Source organism: Paenibacillus sp. P13VS (assembly GCF_015143645.1).
GTDB lineage: Bacteria > Bacillota > Bacilli > Paenibacillales > Paenibacillaceae > Paenibacillus > Paenibacillus xylanilyticus_A.
Genome location: NZ_WYEV01000007.1, coordinates 286,357 through 303,296, shown reverse-complemented (window position 1 = coordinate 303,296; position 16,940 = coordinate 286,357). Strand labels below are relative to the sequence as shown.

At 50.4% G+C, this 16,940-nt stretch carries 14 protein-coding genes; 13 read left to right on the top strand and 1 reads right to left on the bottom strand.

Annotation, left to right across the window (positions count from 1 at the left end; translation table 11 throughout):
- Positions 1-339: 339 nt before the first annotated feature.
- The 7 genes from GUA98_RS29710 to GUA98_RS19575 all read left to right on the top strand — a co-directional run bounded on the left by GUA98_RS29710 (position 340) and on the right by GUA98_RS19575 (position 8,702).
- On the top strand, positions 340-480 hold the full coding sequence (locus GUA98_RS29710) for a hypothetical protein (RefSeq protein WP_221805344.1): 141 nt from the start codon (positions 340-342) through the stop codon (positions 478-480).
- 65 nt (positions 481-545) lie between these two features.
- Positions 546-2,771, top strand: coding sequence for a hypothetical protein (locus tag GUA98_RS19600; RefSeq protein WP_193724161.1), 2,226 nt, complete (start codon positions 546-548; stop codon positions 2,769-2,771).
- Positions 2,772-2,797: 26 nt separating this feature from the next.
- Positions 2,798-4,006 (top strand): HEAT repeat domain-containing protein, encoded by a 1,209-nt coding sequence (locus tag GUA98_RS19595; protein WP_193724160.1) that lies wholly within the window; start codon positions 2,798-2,800, stop codon positions 4,004-4,006.
- A 22-nt stretch (positions 4,007-4,028) separates the two neighbouring features.
- Positions 4,029-5,426 carry a glycosyltransferase family 2 protein gene (locus GUA98_RS19590; protein ID WP_193724197.1) on the top strand — a complete coding sequence of 466 codons (1,398 nt, stop codon included), beginning with the start codon at positions 4,029-4,031 and terminating at the stop codon, positions 5,424-5,426.
- A 107-nt stretch (positions 5,427-5,533) separates the two neighbouring features.
- Positions 5,534-6,340, top strand: coding sequence for a response regulator (locus GUA98_RS19585; protein WP_193724159.1), 807 nt, complete (start codon positions 5,534-5,536; stop codon positions 6,338-6,340).
- Between the two features lie 62 nt (positions 6,341-6,402).
- Positions 6,403-7,770 (top strand): nucleotide sugar dehydrogenase, encoded by a 1,368-nt coding sequence (locus tag GUA98_RS19580; protein ID WP_127537886.1) that lies wholly within the window; start codon positions 6,403-6,405, stop codon positions 7,768-7,770.
- A 26-nt stretch (positions 7,771-7,796) separates the two neighbouring features.
- Positions 7,797-8,702: a hypothetical protein gene (locus GUA98_RS19575; RefSeq protein ID WP_227779870.1), complete on the top strand. Its 906-nt coding sequence runs from the start codon at positions 7,797-7,799 to the stop codon at positions 8,700-8,702.
- Positions 8,703-8,805: 103 nt separating this feature from the next.
- Here the strand turns inward: GUA98_RS19575 and GUA98_RS19570 are convergent, their stop codons facing one another.
- Complete coding sequence (locus GUA98_RS19570) at positions 8,806-9,678, bottom strand: helix-turn-helix transcriptional regulator (RefSeq protein WP_153979329.1); 873 nt, start codon at positions 9,676-9,678, stop codon at positions 8,806-8,808.
- A gap of 429 nt (positions 9,679-10,107) precedes the next feature.
- Between GUA98_RS19570 and GUA98_RS19565 the strand changes: the two genes are divergently transcribed.
- The 6 genes from GUA98_RS19565 (at position 10,108) to GUA98_RS19540 (ending at position 16,823) form a co-directional block, all read left to right on the top strand.
- The gene (locus tag GUA98_RS19565; RefSeq protein ID WP_193724157.1) at positions 10,108-11,310 is read left to right on the top strand and encodes an LLM class flavin-dependent oxidoreductase; all 1,203 of its coding nucleotides are present in this window, start codon (positions 10,108-10,110) and stop codon (positions 11,308-11,310) included.
- Between the two features lie 65 nt (positions 11,311-11,375).
- On the top strand, positions 11,376-12,650 hold the full coding sequence (locus GUA98_RS19560; protein WP_193724156.1) for an ABC transporter substrate-binding protein: 1,275 nt from the start codon (positions 11,376-11,378) through the stop codon (positions 12,648-12,650).
- Positions 12,651-12,653: 3 nt separating this feature from the next.
- The gene (locus GUA98_RS19555) at positions 12,654-13,526 is read left to right on the top strand and encodes a carbohydrate ABC transporter permease (RefSeq protein WP_174818694.1); all 873 of its coding nucleotides are present in this window, start codon (positions 12,654-12,656) and stop codon (positions 13,524-13,526) included.
- 40 nt (positions 13,527-13,566) lie between these two features.
- A complete protein-coding gene (locus tag GUA98_RS19550) occupies positions 13,567-14,382 on the top strand; it encodes a carbohydrate ABC transporter permease (protein WP_193724155.1) in 816 nt (271 codons plus the stop codon).
- 112 nt (positions 14,383-14,494) lie between these two features.
- Complete coding sequence (locus tag GUA98_RS19545; protein WP_193724154.1) at positions 14,495-15,712, top strand: MFS transporter; 1,218 nt, start codon at positions 14,495-14,497, stop codon at positions 15,710-15,712.
- 280 nt (positions 15,713-15,992) lie between these two features.
- Positions 15,993-16,823 (top strand): cell wall hydrolase, encoded by an 831-nt coding sequence (locus GUA98_RS19540; RefSeq protein ID WP_227779827.1) that lies wholly within the window; start codon positions 15,993-15,995, stop codon positions 16,821-16,823.
- Positions 16,824-16,940: the final 117 nt, after the last annotated feature.

Below are 16,940 nucleotides of genomic sequence, written 5' to 3'. Positions count from 1 at the left end.
GGGGACTGATGTCCTTTTTTGCTTTTCTGCACTTTTCAGAAAACCTTGTCAGGCCGCGGGTTTTCACTGATGCGTTATCGGACTATAGTATCAATTTTGTAATCTTTATGGTTAATACTGTAAAAACGTCCGCAACTTTAACATATTACTTGCGTTTAAAGGGGTAAGTGTTCAAGCCGAAACAACTGCTGCATACCGCGTTGCATATATCTTTAACGGGTAGAGAACTGCAACAGGTCAAGGCGTTTACAATTAGGTTTTAGCCATCTCAAATGGTATCCATGAAGCAGAGAAGTCGGACAGGCTTTTAAAGCAAGTTCATGGCCATTTTTACGAATTATGGGCAGAATGTTGCATTCCACGTTTGCTTCCATCAGCCTAGTTACAAATGCAGAGTATTGGCGATATAGTGAGAACACACCGCTGGCATCTCTACCCGGAGCGGACATCCAAGCAGATGAATGGCTGCATATCTGTTAGCTTTAATTTCAGATTCAGACCAAAACAGGCAGGATGCAAAATAGAGAGGTGAGCAATCAGGAGCCATGAGCAGACGAAGAAGAAAGCGCTGGATGTTAACGATGTTGACAGGTGCGGTTGTACTGACCGGTGGAATATTGGCCGGCTGGCACTACATGCAGCCCCAGCTCGTTACCTACACAGCCGAGAATGGCACGGAGATGAAATTCAAGACCGAGGGAGACCGGTTCATGGAATACGGGCCCGATGGAACATGGAGGGAGATGTTCGTTAAGGGCGTCAACCTGGGTGCAACTTCGCCGGGATATTATCCGGGAGAATTTCCCCTGACCGAAGAGGATTACCTAAGGTGGTTCCAGCAGATTCAGGAGATGGGGGCCAATGTCATACGGGTGTATACGGTCCACGAACCGATTTTTTACTCGGCATTGGTCGATTATAACCGTGGCCGGGAGCAGCCGTTATATTTTATACAGGGTATATGGTCGCCGGAAGAAGAGTTGATTGAGAAGCAGGACGCTTATGCTGATCACATTGAACAGACGTTCAAGCAGGAGATTGAAAAAGCGGTAACCGCGGTATATGGGGATGCAGATATTCCCGAAAAGGCCGGAGCTTCCAGCGGCAAGTACAAGAAGAATGCTGGGAAATATCTAATGGCCTGGCATGTTGGCACCGAGTGGGATCCCACGATGGTAGACAACACGAATGAAAAACATCCCGATGTTCCGCAGTACAAGGGCGTTCATTTTTCCGGGACAGCAGATGCTTCGCCTTTCGAGAACTGGTTAGCGGAGCTGCTGGACTACACAGCCGTTCTGGAGAAGAAGTATGGATGGGAACATCCGATGACGTTCACCAATTGGGTGACAACCGATGTGCTGGAACATCCAGGCGAACCCTTGTACGAGGAGGACCTCGTCAGCGTGGATGCCCGACATATTCAGCCGGAGGAATGGCAGGGAGGATATTTTGCAGCATACCATGTGTATCCCTACTATCCGGATTTATTCCACACGGACAAGACCCTTCAAACGATCAAGGATGCAAATGGCGAGTACAACACGTACAAAAGCTATTTACGCAAGCTTAAAGCAGAGTATTCCGATATGCCTGTAATGGTTACCGAGTACGGTGTACCTTCTTCCTTGGGGATCTCTCATCTAGGAGTGGGAGGAAGGGATCAGGGTGGACATAACGAGGCCGAACAAGGAGCCATTGACGCTTCACTGACTCAGGATATCTATGACGAAGGGTATGCGGGAGCAATTCTGTTCATGTGGCAGGATGAATGGTTCAAGAAAACCTGGAACACGATGCCTTTCGAAATTCCTGCTGATCGGCGGGCCTACTGGCTAAACGTGCTGACCAACGAAAAAATGTTCGGTCTGCTCGCCATGGACCCGGGCAAGCAGGAGCAGTTGACCATCGACGGGAAACTGGATGACTGGGCTGCACTGAACGAAGAAGAAGTTACGGTATGGCAGGGAAAAGTGGAAGGCATTCAGGAAATGAAGCTGACCCACGACGAGGCCTACCTGTACATTGGAATGACGCTGGACCAGCCGTTTGATCCAGATAAAACGGTGCTCCGCATAGGCACGGATACACTGGCAGGTGGCAATCAGCCTGGCAAGCGGCTTCCGGAACGAACGCTAAGTGACGGTCTCGAAACGGTCATCACGCTGGGACAGGATGATGAATCCCAGGTAGAGATCGCCAAGGATTATGATTTTAACCAGCGTCTGTACGGCAAGGAAGGATACGATATGCTGCCGGACAAGCAAGGGAATGCAGCTGATCCCTTCCATCCATGGAATTTGGCAGTCAGCCTGAGGATGACGCCGCCGGATACCCGGTCTGCTCATCCGTTTATGAATGAGAAGGTGGGTATCCTCAAGCGGGGAACGACAGCTCCTGGACAATCTGACACGGATTCATTGACGACCTGGCAGTATGACGGCAATCAAGTGGAGATGCGAATTCCCTGGATGCTGCTTGGGTTTGGTGATCCAAGTTCACTGCAAGTGATCGATTATGGACCCCTGCAGGAAGGACGGGCGTTTAAAACGGTGAAGACCGAAGGCATAACGCTGGTTCCATGGTTAATGGACCGATCGACGGGCAGCGTAGCCTGGCCTGCAGGTGATCAGACCACGCTGGATTTGAAAACCCTGCCTGTGTATAGCTGGCAGCCTTGGGAACAGGTGAAATACAGTGAACGACTGAAGCTGAGTTACGAAGAAATGAAGAAAGTCTTTGAACAAATTCCTAGTTCTCAGATGAATTAAATGAGTATAAAGGAGGACCTTTTCACATGTTTTCGAGTTTGGCTTTGGCCTATCTATTTTTATACATCTGTATAGCGCTCGTCGCTCTGGGTGTGATCCTGCTGTTTGCCATGAAAGTGTCCCATAACGGCAAACGGCGTAAAATTGAATTCTACAAACAGAAGCAGCGGGATTACTTCACGTATCTGCAAACGGCACTGACTGAAGGTCGTCCGCTGCGGTTGCCTCCTGGCAAGCTTGCTCCGATTGAACGACAGGTGATTCAGAGCAAGCTCATTGAGTGGATTGATCAATTCAAAGGCGAGTACCGCGAGAAATTGATTGCACTCTGCCGCGAGGCAGGATTCGTAGAGCATGATCTGAAGGAACTGGGCCGGCTGCGTTATGGTCGGCAGATCGATGCAGCTTACCGATTGGGCAGCATGCGCTGTCCCGAAGCCGTTCCAGGTTTAATGGAATTGCTCAAGGATGAGAAGCCTGGCCCGATGGCATTCGTGATTGGACGTTCCATTGCGAGAAGCACCACCCGTCAGGGTGAATTGAAGGACATGCTTGAAGTGTTATTGACCAAAGGGAAGTCGATTCATCATCTGGCTGCGGACATTTTGCTTGAAACCAGTCTGGATACGAGCAGACTTCTGATTGAGCTGCTGGAAGACCGCAACCCGGATTTTGTGAAGGTTGGACTTGTCGCCATGTGGGGACAAGCCGTACCGGAAGTCATGCCGGCACTCGACCGGTTGGTCGGTGCAGAGCATCAGGATGTACGGGCGGAAGCGGTGAAGCTGTACCTAAGCGCAAGTCCGGCACTTCAGGATGAGACGATTCTGAAGCTGATGAAGGATGCTGACCCGGAAGTGCGGGCAGAGGTTGTTCAGGCGCTTGGTTCGAAGCATGCGGCAGGCAGCATTCCACTGCTGCGCAAAGCGCTGCGTGATGAAGACTGGCGAGTGCGCTATAACAGTGCCGAGAGCTTGAGCATGCTGGGCGAACCCGGATTCGAAGCGTTGTGTCAGGCAGCGGTACAAGGTACCGGTGTTGAGCGCGAGATTGCCATGCAGCAAATTGAGAGCACGATGAAGCAATCCGGAGCCGATCACAAAGCGGTAGATCAGATGATTGTGCATAACAAGAGAAGACTGCTTTATGACCAATATTTTGCCCCTGTACCGGGTAACCGAACAACGAAGAGACGCACCGGAGTGGCTGCGGTAGGAGGGGATTACACTGCTTAGGGATTTGTTATTGATTTATGGCATGGTAGCCATCTACTATGTCGTTGCTGTAAATGCGCTGTATTTTTCAATTCTGGCGCTATCATTCCGTAACATCTGGACCATTTTCAGACGGTCCCATTATTCCAAATACAACACATTGTCAGGATCGGAGCTGGTGCCTTCCGTATCCCTGCTGGTACCTGCTTACAATGAAGAATTGACGATTATTGAAAATGTGAACTGTCTGATGACGCTGAATTACCCAACGTACGAAGTCATCGTGGTGAATGACGGTTCCAGTGACAGTACTTTGAACGTGCTGCTGAAGGAATTTCGTCTGAAACCCGTAACGGATACCAAGATGCGCGGCAAAATTCCTTGTCAAACCATTCGCGGGATATACCATAATCCGGAATTCCCGGATCTGTACGTGATCGATAAGGAAAATGGCGGAAAGGCAGACTCGCTGAATGCGGGAATTAACCTGTCCCACTATCCGCTGATTTCTTCCATTGATGCTGACTCTTTGCTGGAAAAGGATGCTCTGATTCGCATGGCTCGCATGTATATGGAGAATCCCGAAGAGACCGTGGCGATTGGCGGAGATGTTCGCATAGCGAATGGATGCAAAATCGAAAACGGAGCTGTACAGGATGTCTCCCTGCCGCGCAAAATGTGGCCGATGTTCCAATCCATTGAGTATCTCAAAGCCTTTCTGGGCGGACGGATTGGCTGGAGCCATATGAATGGACTTATCATCGTGTCGGGTGCCTTCGGCATGTTCCGCAAGGATGCTGTTATAGCCGTTGGCGGGTACCGGGATGGTTATCCGGGGGAAGACATGAACATTATCATCAAGCTTCATCGCTATATGCTGGAAAACAAATTGAAATACCGCGTAGCCTTCTGTCCTGAAGCCGTTTGCTGGACACAGGCACCGGATTCCTACCGCATCTTGTCCAGTCAGCGCAAGCGCTGGGGACGCGGTAATCTGAAGAACATGCTGGAGAACCGCGGCATGCTGTTCAATCCAAAATATAAGGTGATGGGCATGCTGACCATGCCGTACAACGTCATTTTTGAAGCGCTCAACCCTTATTTCCGGATTACCGGTCTGATCGCTCTTGCTGGTTATGTGCTGCTCGATATGACGCAGTGGCCGATTCTTGTTCTGTTCGGATTGCTGAACTTCGTGAGTGGATATCTGCTGAGCGTAGGGGCACTGATTCTGGAAGAAATTGCGTTCCGTAGATACAACAAGCTGTCTGACCTGGTCAAAATGCTGGTTTACTCTGCTCTGAAATTTGTGGGCTATCACCAGCTTGGCGTTCTGTGGAGATTGCAGGGACACATTCAGTTCCTGCAAAACAACAATTCATGGGGAACCATGACACGTCAGAGCTGGTCCGAGGAACAAAAGGGAAGCGAAGCTGCCTGATTTGTAACTGCATCGAGCGGTGCAGGTCATTGGGCAAGATCGAATGGGACGAATGGCAATACAGCAGCAACAGAATAGATAACCAATGGAGAAGGGTGGAAGAGAACATGCCTAATACGGCAACATTGCAGCGTGAAGCTGCCGTTAATGTGTACCGAAGTGTAGAACAGGGATTGAAGGATACGGGTGCCGGAACTTGCGGCTTAATGTTCATCCATTGTGGAGGCGTACAGGCCCAGCCTGAGCAGCAGGTCCGGAATTATCTGGAGCAAACGAGCGAGTTTGCCTTCCAGCTGTGGAAGGATGGGGCAACTCAGACACTAGCGGTCCTGCTGCCTGGTTTGACGCTGAACGAAGTTCACTATGAAGGGCTTCGAATCAAGCATGAGCTGCAGGAGACGGTCCCTGGAGCCGAGCCGCAGATTACACTTGCGAGCTTCAAGGATAGTGAGCGTCCTTCTCAGGCGACGATTCAACATATGGCTGAATCCGCGAAGCTGGTTGACCCGTCGGAGATTCATATCTATACGCTGGACAAGACAGCGCACGAGCCGGGCAGAATTTTGATCGTGGATAACGATCCGACGGTTCGTGAGTTTTTGCAGCTGCGTCTGAAAATGCAAGGCTATGAGACGTATGAAGCAGTAGATGGACTGGCTGCACTTGAATTGATTGAGAAGGTGTCACCTGACCTGGTGCTGACCGAACTGAATCTGTATGGGATTGACGGCCTACCGTTCATTCACCATATACAGAACCTGGAGGTCGAGCAGCCGCCGAAGATTGTTGTGCTGACCGAGCAGCGTGTTGAACAGACGATCAGCCAATGCTTCCGCAGCGGTGTGGATGATTATATGACCAAACCTTTCTCCCCTGTGGAGCTGGATGCTCGTATTCGTCGCTGCCTGCACTAATAAGATGATCAACCGAACGGATTTACGGAACACTACAAATACATTAACCTGGAGGGAAAATCATGGAGAATCAACAATTCCATACATTACTGAATGCCATTGAAAACAAAGAAGCGGTGCTTGGCGTGGTCGGGCTCGGTTACGTAGGACTTCCGCTAGCCGTGGAAATGGTGAATCAAGGCTTTACGGTAATCGGTATCGACCTGGATGCATCCAAGGTCGACAGTATCTATAATGGGGATTCCTATATTCACGATATCTCGTCCGAGGAATTGAAAAAAGTGATGCAAACAGGCCGTTTCCAGCCTACAACGGATTACAGCATGCTGCGCGTCATTGATGCATTGAGCATTTGCGTGCCAACACCGCTCAGTGAGAATCAGGATCCGGATACTTCCTACATCGAGACTGTGGTGGATCAGATCAAGCTGCACATGAAACCGGGCATGCTGATTACACTGGAGAGCACAACCTACCCGGGTACAACGGAAGAACTGATTCAGCAAAAGCTGGACAAAATCGGCCATGAAGCCGGCAAGGATTATTTCCTCTGCTTCTCGCCTGAACGGGTGGATCCGTCCAACGGACGTTTCACCACGTACAATACGCCGAAAGTGATCGGCGGGACAACGGAAGCTTGCCTGAAACTCGGAACGGCGCTGTACAGCAAGTATGTACAAACGGTTGTACCGGTATCTTCACCAAAAGTGGCGGAGATGTCCAAACTGCTGGAAAATACGTTCCGCAGCGTAAACATTGCGTTTGTCAATGAAATGGCGATGATGTGTGACCGCATGGGCATCGACATCTGGGAAGTCATTGATGCAGCGGCGACGAAGCCTTTCGGATTCATGCCGTTCTACCCAGGCCCAGGCATCGGTGGTCACTGCATTCCGCTTGACCCAATGTATCTGTCCTGGAAAGCGAAAGGGTTCCGCTTCTACAGTAAATTTATCGAGCTGGCACAATCGACCAATGACAACATGCCGTACTATGTTCTGAACAAAACATCAACGATTTTGAACGAATACGCAAAATCTGTTCGGAACTCCAACATCCTGCTGCTCGGCATGTCGTACAAGCCGAATATTGCTGACCTGCGTGAGTCACCGGGACTCGAAGTATATGAACTGTTCAAGGAAAGCGGAGCAAATGTCAGCTACTTCGATCCATATGCCGATTCCTTCCGTGACAAGCATGACGATACGGTGTACAGCGAAGCATTCAACCTGGAGCAGTTCAAGAAATATGACTGCATCGTGCTGATTACCAACCACAGAGATCTGCCATACAGCGATATTGCCGATTTGGGTGTGCCAATTCTGGATACACGCAATGCGTTCCGGACTTACACACAGCCGCACATCTACAAAATTGGACACTCGGTTCAGCATCCTGTGCTGGAACCAAGTGAAGCGTTGCTCGTCTGAGAAACCACATGATTCGCTGGGGCAGGATGTCGGTGAGGACAAAATGGGTACTGCTCGCGCTGACCTTTTGTTTGCTGCTGCTGCCCTGGCTGTTCAAATGGTTTTCGGCAGAGGAGAAAAAAGCGACATGGCTGTGGGATGCTTCCATCATCGCAGAACAGACCCAGGATATCATCTCCTTCTCCAAGGAGCAGGGTGTAGATGTCATTTTCCTGCAGATGCAGGATGAGGTATCGGATGATACGTATCGCAAATTCATTGCGTCTGCCCGGCAGGCAGAGATCCAGGTACATGCCCTGAATGGTCATGCGGACTGGGCCTACAGGGACAAACAGGAAGAGGGACTCGCTTTCATCGAGCGCATTCGTGCGTATAATGCCGCTTCGGCCAAAAATGAGCGTTTTGAAGGCATTCAGTTAGATGTGGAGCCCTACCAACTGCAGCGCTGGGAGGATGAGCAGGACAGCGTCATTGCAGAGTGGAGCGAGAATATGAAGACCTGGACGAAAGCTGGTAAAGATGCTGGACTCTATATGAGTGCAGCCATACCATTCTGGCTGGATGCCCGTCAGGCATCCGAAGGCGAAGGAACGTTCAGCAGGTGGGTCATTTCCCAGTTTGATGCCGTTGCAATCATGGCTTATCGGGATAGCGGTCAGCAGATGTACGACCTGTCGAAGGAAGAACTGGATGAAGCGGATGAGCTGCACAAGGACGTATGGATCGGAGCGGAGCTGGCCGATACACATGAGGGCGAGCATCTGACCTTTTTCCGGAAATCGATAAGCAATATGGATGAAGAGATCGCCAAGGTGTTTGACCTCGCGGGATCTCATTCCTCCTTTGCTGGAGTCGCTGTGCATCATTATGAAGCGTGGTACGCAAAGGAAAACGGACTTCCCCTGGCTCGCAAAAGTGATGAGGAGAAGTAACGGACAGCATGAAAAAGCAGGGCAGCAAAAAGGCAAGTTTCCGGTTAATGGAGACTTGCCTTTTTCTTATGCCATTCGCTTTTTGCCGAGCTGAACCTGGCAATCAGCTTTTGCGGTTTTCGCTTGTCCGGTACCGATTGGGCGGCAGACCAACCTGTTTTTTGAACGCTTTGGAGAAGGAAAATAAATCCGGATAACCGACCGAATGAGCTACTTCCGTCAAGGTCAAAGGAGTCTGCACGAGCAGGCGCTTGGCCTGGTCCATTTTGAGCTGCTGGATGTATTGCACCGGAGACAACCCGTACGCTTTGCGAAATTGTTTGGCAAAATGGGTTCGGTCCACCCCTGCATGAGCAGACACGCCTTCTACCGTGATTCCTCCGGCAAAATGGATATCCATGTATTCCTTCCCTTTTTGCAGCCAGGGGATAGCCGCATCCGGCTGCAGTCCCTTGGCGGCAGAGGAACGGGAAACGCGATCAAACAGACCGAGAAACCGGGTGAGGCGTCCCAGGTCACTTGCTCCCCCCTGAGGTCTGCGAACTTCCTCCATAAAAGCACGCATTCCACTTGCCGTCTCCGGAGTCAGTATACCTGAACGGTGAGGAGCATCTCGCGTAAGTCCAACCCGTGAGAGAAGTTCGGTTGCATGGGTACCATCGAAAGCGATAAAGATCTTCTGGAGCGGCTCCTTGGGATCTGTCCAATACTCATGGGTCACATGCGGAAACAGACAGAATGCATCCCGGGCTCTGAGGGGATACTGCTGGCCGTTCTGTATAAATGTACCCTCTCCCTCGAGGACAAACAGCAGGTAATGATAAGGTGTTGTACGAGGACCGATATGATAATTGTTCTTGGCGATATTGCGTCCAATTCGTATGGGCCAGGCTCCACCAGCTTTCTCGAATTCGGACGGAGTAAAAAAAATAATATCCAAAAACTCGTGGTGGTCCTCCTTCATGCTCTCCGTCATCAGGAACACCTCTTTAACATAAGTTTGATTTCAATATCTGCGAGTTCTTCATATACCCTATTATACAGGTGGGTTTTGTACATATTCAAGAACAGGATGACTTATTCCTGTAAGAAGACCACAAAATGACAAAATTAAGATGTCGTAAAATGACATTGATCACAGACAAACCAATTGATATGATGTCCATACCTATTAAACCAAGTTAATTAATCGGTTTTGTGTTTTATAAATGTAAGAATGAAACGATAACGGAGGGGACAGAAAAGGCCTGGAGAAGCGAAGCGTGCGCCTTTATCACCGGATTTTCCCTTGGAAAGGGAATTCCAAAGAAATCTGGGGATAAGAGTGATCGAAAGGTTTTCTATAACCGTAGTGGGAGAGTAACAATTCAGTAGTCCAATTTATCAACAGAGAGGAATGACTTGTATGAGTGAACACGAAGAACTGAAATTCGGATGGTTTTTGCCAACGGCTGGAGACGGAAAATATGTTGGGGTCGCCCCGGAACGGGAACCGAGTCTGGATTATTTGATACAGGTAGCACAAACGGCCGAAACGGCAGGATTTGAATTCGTATTGATCCCGACCGGTGGGGCATGTTTGGATGCTTGGGTCGTCGGTTCAGCAGTGATGAGTCATACGCAAACACTTCGTCCTCTCGTGGCCATTCGGCCAGGCCTGGTTACACCGGTGCTTGCCGCACGGATGGGAGCCGCACTCGATCAGCTCTCTGGCGGACGTGCCATGATTAATGTCGTGACGGGCAGCTCGGTCCGAGATCTGGAGGAACTGGGAGATCCGCTGGCACATGCCCATGACGAACGTTATGTACGGGCGAGCGAGTATATGGAAGTGATGAAGCGTTCGTGGACACAATCGACCGGACTCAATCTGACCGAGTTTGCTGGCAGTGGTTCCAAATCGAATGCGGAAGCATCCAGTAATGAGAATCAGGAATTTAATGGTCAATATTACAGCTTTAAAGGCCCGGTAGGCATGCCGGAAACAGTACAGAAGCCTTACCCGCCATTTTATCTGGGTGGAAGTTCACCTATTGCCAAACGAGTGGCTGTAGAGCATGCCGATACGTTCCTTATGTGGGGTGAACCGCACGACTGGATCCAGGAGCAAATTGACGAAATTGAAGTGATCCGCGAGCAGGTAAAACAAGAAACAGGACAGGATCGCCAGCTGCGTTACGGGATGCGGGCACAGGTGCTCATTCGAGATACCGGAGAAGAAGCTTGGGCAGCAGCGTGGGAGATCATTAGCAAAGTTCCACCTGAAGCCATCGAGAAAGCAAAAGCGGCTTTTGCTGAGACAGACGCCACCAACCAGCGCAGACAGAATGAGCTCCGTGAATTGTCCGAGAAACAGCAGTTCGTGGTAGGGCCCAACTTGTGGACCGGTTTGTCCGTTGTTCGTTCAGGCGGGGCAATCCTCATCGTGGGCACGGCGGAACAAGTAGCAGAGCGTCTGATGGAATACGCGGATCTCGGCGTGACCACATTTATATTGTCAGGCTATCCGCATCTGGAAGAAGCCGAAATATTTGGCGAGAAAGTAATGCCGATCATTCGCAGCAAGTGGAGTACGAGAAATGTGAAGCATCAGCTTAGCAGCAATTAATTCAACTATCATCTAATAATCAACAAATATTACCTAATTCAACATTACTCAGGAGGTCGTCTTTCATGAGAAAAAATAAAAAATTCATCCTTCCCCTGGTCAGTATGCTGGTCATGTCCTTGCTGCTGTCCGCTTGTGGGGGCGGGGATAACTCTGCAGCAGGCGAGAACGGCTCCTCCGGTTCAGGCAAAGTTACCATCAGCTTTATGCACTGGCGTGGTGAAGATGCTGAAGCGCTGAACAAGACCATTGATGCTTTTGAAAAGGAAAATCCGAACATTCATGTGGAGATGCAGACGCTCCCTTCAGACCAGTATCAATCCACAGTTCAATCCAAAATCAGTGATGGCTCAGTGGGGGATGTATTTGCCTCCTTCCCTGGTGCACAGTTCAATGCTTTTACCAAAGCCGGATTGTTCACGGACCTGACTGGATCATCTTTTCTCTCTGCCTATAACTCCAAGCTGATCGAGGCATGCCAGCTGGATGGCAAGCAATATGCGATCCCGTATCAGCTCGTATACAACGATCCCATTTATAATGTGAAGCTGTTTGAAAAATACGGTCTGACACCTCCGAAGGACTGGGACAGTTTCCTGGCGCTCTGTCAGACACTGAAAGACAACGGAATTATCCCGATTGCCTTTGCCGGAGCGGACATTGGTCCAGGGCAGTTCATGAACACCATGGTTATGAATAACGCACCAAGTGACGACATTTTTACCAAAGTGGAAGCAGGAGAGGCGAAACTGACAGATGAGTTCTGGGTGAAAACACTCACGCAGATTAAGGAGCTGAACGATAAAGGCTATTTCCAGCAGGATGCACTGGGTACCAAGGACCCGGCGGCAGGAGCACTGTTCATTCAGGAGAAGGCAGCCATGCTTGCAAGTGGTTCCTATCAGCTCGCTCAGAACAAGCTGCAAAATCCGAATTTGGAGCAAAAGCTGCTTGCACCTATAACAGTAAACGCAGATCAGGCAAAGTATGAAGGGGTTCATACCACGACGTTTATGCTTGCATTAAACAGCAAGTCCAAGCATCCGGAAGAGGCGAAGAAATTTATCGAGTTTCTGAGCAAACCCGAAGTGGCTGGAGCTTATGCCAACCAGACGGGTCAGAACGTAACGGTAAATGACGTGAAGTATGATTCCGCCGAACTCCAGGTTGCAGGGGAGTGGGCAAACAAGAAGACCGTGTTCCAGCCACGGTTCACCATTCTGAACGGAGATAATCAGAAGGCAGTCACCAACTCCATTCAGGCCGTGCTTAGCGGGACTTCCCCAGAAGAAGCCGCACAGCAGGCACAAGCGATTATCGATCAGCATATCGGGAAATAAGTCATGAAGAATCGTATTCAGCTATCCCTGTTTCTGTTACCCGGGTTGCTGCTGTACGTGGGACTGTTCGTTTTTCCTACATTGACGGGGCTGTTCTACTCCTTTACGGATTGGGACGGGGTATCCCCGTCGTATGCGTTTGTAGGGCTGGATAATTATAAGGACAGTCTCAGCAGCATCGTCTTTCGCAAGGCCTTTGGCAATAACGTTGAATTCATGCTCACGGTGGTTATTGCCCAAACCTTTATTTCACTGGTGTTGGCCTTACTGCTCGTCCGAAATACCAAAACGCGGATTGTGCTTCGCGCCCTGTATTTTCTCCCGGCCATTTTGTCCTCCGTATCGGTTGGACTGATCTGGGCTTTCATGTATGATCCATCCATTGGATTGATCAACTATGGGTTAAACGGGGCAGGTATGGAGAGTCTTGCACGCAACTGGATCGGTGATCCCAAAATTGCAATCTACTCCATTGCGGCCGTGCAGGTCTGGGCTCATGCCGGGCAAATGATGATTGTGTTTATCGCAGGACTGCAAGGCATTCCGGCTGAACTGTATGAGGCCGCGCGAATGGACGGCGGCAGCAAATGGCAGGTATTCCGTACGGTGACCTGGCCGCTGCTTGCCCCTTCGGCTACCATTGTCGTTGCCTATACAACGATCCAATCGTTCAAGGCATTCGATCTTATTTTCACCATGACGGACGGAGGTCCGAACTACGCGACTGAAATTTTGACGACGTATATTTATCATACCGCCTTTGGCAGCTATTCATTTGGCCTCGCTTCTGCGGGTTCGATGATCTTCCTGGTTCTGCTGGCCTTGCTGACGTTTGTGCAGTTCAAGGCACTGCGTGCCGACCGGGTAAGCTATTGATGCCGGAACGTGCTCGCACAAGAGGCAGAAGGGAGTTCACATGTTTCTAAAATGGTTCAATCGCCTGATTTTGTTGGTGTACGCGCTGCTGATTATCGTACCGCTGTACTTCGTATTTGTATCCTCATTCAAAACAAGCAGCAACTTCTTCACGAGTCCATTCAGCTGGCCTGATCCGTTTACCTGGGATAACGTTACGGGCATGTTTCGCAATCAGCCGATGTGGCAATATTTCGGCAACAGTCTTGTCGTGACACTGGGTACGGTGGTGATTGAGCTGCTGCTGAGCAGCATGATTGCCTATGCCATTGTTCGCTGGGGCGGAAGCGTAGGGAAAATTGTGTTTGGGCTGTTCGTGGCTGGGCTTATTGTTCCTTCCCAGGTCAGCATGCTGCCGATCTACTCTCTTACACGCACGCTGGGCTGGTCGGACAGCCTAACGGGGCTGATCGTTGTATCGGCCGCCATGCTGATGCCTGTCTCCGTATTCATGCTGACGGGTTTCATGCGCATGCTGAATGCCGAGGTCCTGGAGGCGGGCAGCATGGATGGGGCAAGCGAGTGGCGCCTCTATACACGGATTGCTCTGCCGCTGGCTGCGCCTTCCCTTGCGGCTACAGCTACGTTCCTGCTGGTCATGGTTTGGAATGATCTGCTCATTCCGATGCTCATGCTCAGCAGCAAGTCCAAATTGACGTTACCGCTGGCACTTATGCAGTTCCGCGGAGAGTATGTGACGAACTATCCGATGATGCTGACAGGGGTACTGGTGACGGCCATTCCGATGATTGTGCTGTTCATTTTGCTCCAGCGTTATTTTGTTGCAGGTCTGACAGCGGGTTCACTCAAAAGGTGAGGTATTGGATGGTGACGTGGAGGAGAGCGTATTTTTCATTGATTTCTGTATCATTCTGCATAATAATGGTTTAGTGTCAGAATGACTACATAGAGATCAAGGAGCTATCGTTATGACTAAACTGGAAGTGTTGCGGAATCCCAAGCAGCGCAAGCTGCTATTCAGTGCCGGGATGAGCTGGCTGTTTGATGCAATGGAAGTCGGCATGATTTCCTTCATCGTGGCAGCTCTTGCCAAGGAATGGAGCCTCAGTCCCGGACAAGTCGGTGTGCTGACCAGTATCAACTCCATCGGTATGGCGCTCGGTGCATTGCTTGCAGGTGCACTCGCTGACCGTTTTGGCCGTAAGGCCATTTTGATGTGGACCCTGTTAATCTTCACCATTGCGAGCGGTTTGTCTGCACTGGCGACCGGCTTTGCCGTACTGTGCGTACTGCGCCTGATTGCTGGAATTGGGCTTGGTGGTGAGCTGCCTGTAGCCTCCACACTGGTATCAGAGTCCATGCCGACGGCAGAACGCGGCCGTGCCGTCGTGCTGCTGGAGAGTTTCTGGGCTGGAGGCTGGATTGTATCGGCACTCATCGCCAACTTTGTCATCCCGGAATACGGCTGGAGAATTGCATTTGCCATTGGTGCCGTTCCGGCATTCTACGCGCTGTATCTGCGCCGTGTCATTCAGGACCCGCCGCGTTACAAGCAAAACAAGACCATCCGGAAGACGACATTCCGGGAGAAAGTGGCTGCAGTCTGGTCTGCACCGCATCGCCGGACAACCATCATGCTCTGGATCTTGTGGTTTACGGTCATTTTCTCCTACTATGGCATGTTCCTGTGGCTGCCTTCCGTCGTGATGGCCAAAGGCTTCACGCTGGTCAAAAGCTTCCAGTACGTGCTGATTATGACACTGGCACAGCTGCCAGGTTACTTTACAGCGGCGTATTTTATCGAACGGTACGGACGTAAATTTGTCCTGGTCGTTTATCTTACACTGACGGCAGTGAGTGCGATTGCTTTTGGTTTGGCAACAACCGAAGCGGCCATTCTCACCGCAGGCATCTGTCTTTCTTTCTTCAATCTGGGAGCATGGGGTGGTCTGTACGCGTATAGTCCGGAACTATATCCAGATTCGGTTCGTTCGACAGGTGTGGGCCTTGCTACATCGGTGGGCCGCATCGGGGGCGTACTTGCTCCATTAATGGTTGGCATGCTGGTTCAGCGCGAGGTGGCCATCAGCCTGATTTTCACGATTTTCTTCGTGACGATCCTGGTTGGCGCAGCGGCTGTACTCTTCCTCGGCCGGGAAACGAAGGGTCAGGAACTGGCGGAGTAGATGTAAATAAATACAAGCGCAACTTTTGTGCGGGTCTGCCTGCCTACGGAAATGGAGGCTGGACAAGCGGCATAAGGTTGATATAAGAAGAGGCATAGCCCTGACATGACCATGGGCTCATGCCTCTTTTTGTTATGTTCAAGGCCCTGTTTTTCATGCTCCATCGGTCCGATAGACGGCACTTTGGCGATATCCTATAATGACACTCGGGATGTCCATAAGGGAGGGTTCAGGGGGAAAAGTGGGGTCTGGACTCAGAATAATGGAGGTTAATCGAATCATGAAAAATAGTATTAAAATGGATCAAACGAATACAATGGCTAAAAAGCATAAGGTGAGTGGAACGAAAAGTGCCAATGAACTGATCAGGGCCTATAGGTTAGAATTAAGCAAAATTGCTGGCAACATGGAACCGATCACGGTGAGTCGGGCAGTAACTCATCGGAGGGGGAAAAAGGCTGGCAAAAGAGCAGGACGAGTCAGTTTACTTCTCAGTGCCTTTGCGATTGCTCTTGGTCTCACGATGGCAGCTCCATCTGCGGGAGCCCAGAAGCTGGAGAAGGGCGTTCAAAGTGAGCATGTGCTGCAATTGCAGGAGCAATTGCGGGATCTGGGTTACTTCAAAGCCGGATTGACCGGATATTACGGTTCCATTACCAAAAGCGCTGTACGCAAATTTCAGCAGGCTCAGGGCCTGAGCGCGGATGGAATTGCAGGCCCGGCGACACTGAATAGACTGAACAAAAAGGCCAAAGCCGAAGGTGAGACGCTGCGCCAGTTGGCGAAGCTAATTCACGGGGAGGCGCGTGGGGAATCCTTTGAAGGACAGGTTGCTGTAGGGGCGGTCGTCTTGAATCGGGTGCAATCCAGTGCATTCCCGTCATCCATCCCGCAGGTGATTTTCCAGAAAGGGCAGTTCACTGCAATTGATGATGGTCAGTTCAATACAAAGCCGACGGCTACTTCTTATAAGGCAGCGCGTAAAGCTTTGAATGGTGCTGATCCGACGAATGGTGCGCTCTATTATTACAATCCGAAGATTGCAACTTCGCTATGGAGCAAAAGCAGGCCGACTCTCCTGACGATTGGGCAGCACGATTTTACGAGATGAGACAGGTTGAGGCAGTAGCTAGAGCAAATACATTTTCTTAATAAAAACAAAGAATCCCAGCTGTGTACTCTGCTCTTCTGCAGGCACGTGGCTGGGGTTTAACAATGATGTTATCGC